This window comes from Phytobacter massiliensis JC163 (assembly GCF_000321045.1).
Lineage (GTDB): Bacteria > Pseudomonadota > Gammaproteobacteria > Enterobacterales > Enterobacteriaceae > Phytobacter_A > Phytobacter_A massiliensis.
This window is the reverse complement of the sequence record NZ_HE578952.1, coordinates 35,967-38,400: the sequence shown is the minus strand read 5'-3', so window position 1 is coordinate 38,400 and position 2,434 is coordinate 35,967. Positions and strand designations below refer to the sequence as shown.

2 protein-coding genes are annotated in these 2,434 nt (G+C 52.0%); both read right to left on the bottom strand.

What is annotated here, in order from left to right:
• Positions 1–926: 926 nt before the first annotated feature.
• Complete coding sequence (locus ENTHG_RS23205; protein ID WP_052332771.1) at positions 927–1,709, bottom strand: DsbA family protein; 783 nt, start codon at positions 1,707–1,709, stop codon at positions 927–929.
• 16 nt (positions 1,710–1,725) lie between these two features.
• Positions 1,726–2,434: conjugative transfer relaxase/helicase TraI domain-containing protein (locus ENTHG_RS25725; RefSeq protein WP_342355174.1), on the bottom strand; the 709-nt coding region annotated here is incomplete at its 5' end.

The window sequence follows — 2,434 nt, the reverse complement described above, 5'->3', positions numbered from 1 at the left end:
AAATATACTCAAATGCTGGTGATTTTATTCTTTTGGAGTCAGACGGCGTTTTCTATATTGATGTCCTGATACCAAACTTCTATCCGAACTCTCACTTTGATGTAAGTAAAACGTTCATTCTAACGAATGAAGATAAAAATAAAAAGAAGACATAAGTTATTTAAAATCATTAGCAGAAGACATAAGAAAGGACTGGAAAAATATTCATCAAGAGAAGTAAGTGATGTAAAAATAATAAATTAACAATTAAATTCAATCTACAACGATTACGCAAAAACATGCTAATAAGACTGGTTTACGCTGGATTCCATAAGGTCGATGTAAACCAAAAGTCAATGCCCGGCGATATTGCGGTAACTCAGGCTGAAAACGCCGAGCCTTTTGAGGGCCACGTATGTATTTGCCCACTCAATTTACCATAACGTCTCATTGCCCGCACCGCTGAAACGGGGTTGGCTGCGTTTCTGACGGGGCAGTACGGTAAACCAGAAACGCGCCTGCTGGATTCTAACGTCATGAATGATTATGCAGTCAGGTGCGTAATGCGGATTTAGCCTCCGGATACCTCACATACCCTGTCTTTTTCACACTTTACGACCGCGCCGGCATGCATTTAATTCTGATGAAACTGGCATCCTGAGATATTTTTTGTGCCAGGATGGCGCAATCTGTCCTGGCGGGAGAATCATCATCATTACCTATCTGAAGCGACATCTTTATGCCCGCTCTTCGCTCAAAGCGGACGTATTGGAAGCGGCATCGCTATGCTTGTACAGATAATAGAATGAACCGTGAAAGCGTATGAGGGTTTCCATCATACGTTCGAGGGGTTGGACAAGCCCTGTTTTTCTGGCGCGTCAGGCATCAACCACTGGTCAGTCGGTCTGTATCTTGCGGGATAACATTCCGGCTGGCTTCGGGGAAGATCAGTTACTGGCTTTACTGATGGCCGCCTGGATCTGTTCAGCGGTCGCGGCCCCCGGGAAGACGGTGATGTTTTTCGGCGTGGCGTTGTTCACCGGCATCACAATGAGCCCTGGCGTGCCGGTGAGTCCCAGCGTCTGGGCCAGCTGGTTGTTTTTCTCAAGCTGAGGGGTGTAATCGGCTGCAAGTTTCCCCGTGACCCCGGCTTTTTTTGCCGCCGCGTCAATATCTTCTGCCGTCAGTTGTCCTTCGTTGTGACCCGTCTGGTACACGCTGTTGTGATACACCACATAAGCCGCAGCACCCTTCTGTTTCCAGACATCGATGCCGCGCTGCGCCGCTTTCTCTGAATTTTCCCAGCGCGATGCGAAGATGGGCCATTCCTTAAAGATGTAACGCACATCCGGGCTGGCTTTCATCACCTGCTCCATTACCGGTGCCAGACGGCTGCAGTAAATGCACTGGTAATCAGAAAATTCAATCACGGCCACTTTTGCGTTATCCGGTCCAGTAACCGGGGTGTCTGCGTCACGCAGCAGCGCGTCCTGATTCTCCATCACGCTCAGAATCATCGCCTGTTGCTGACGGGCCTGTTGTTGTTGCTGCAGTTTCTGGCTGACCTGGACCAGCACCTCCGGGTGCGCCACCAGATAGTCGGCCGCAATTTTCCCTATCTGAGCTTCCTGTTCGGGGGTGAATGCCGGCGCAGATGCCGCCTGCAGAGGGGTTAACTGAAAAATAGTGTATGTTGTAACTACTGCTAACAGTGTCTTTTTAAGGTTCATCAGTGTGTTCCCGGGTTTAACGTTCTTTCTGAATGGTATGAGTTCGGGTCAGTTCTTCGTGCTCGAGGGTTCGACCACGCTCCTGCGGCGTCGGCGGCAGTGTAACTTCCGCGCGTTTACGTTCGGCCAGCTCACCGGCTACATGCTCAGCAGTGCGGGACAGGTTCTGCAGGTCTTTCCCGCGGTCAGGCAGCTCAATCTGACTGATATCCGGTCTGACTTCCGGCTCCGGCAGCACCGCAGCAGCAATACGCGCAAGGGTGTCTTTGTCCACAGTGCGGTGTTCCGGTGAACGCGTGGCTTCCGGCGGTATCACCGGCAGGTCAGGGATAAGCTGAGCCGGAATAATAATATTCTCTGGTTCAGCAGATTTGTTCAGCGTTTGCGCGTGACGACTGGCCAGTTCTTCTCCGGCCTGCCGCTGCAGATCGAGGGTCTCACGGGCGCTGATGACGGCAGCCCGCATATCCGGTTTATGTTCTGCCGGCAGAACAGGCGGCACAATCATGCTGTCCATGTTATCCCTGACAGACTGCGCACGTGCTGCATCGACGGCCTGTTCCGTGCCTTTAGATACTTTAAGCATCCAGGGTGAAGGCCGCGCGTCGCCCGTCTGCCAGACAACTCCGTCGCGGGGATGGTCCTGCAGGGCTTTTATGGCCCCGGCAAGATCTTTCACCACCTGCGTGTTACCGGATTCGCTGCGCTGCAGCACGGCACCGGTT

Excerpts from the sequence above, each read along its gene's own strand:
- ENTHG_RS23205 (WP_052332771.1), bottom strand. The coding sequence starts at position 1,709 with ATGAACCTTAAAAAGACACTGTTAGCAGTAGTTACAACATACACTATT.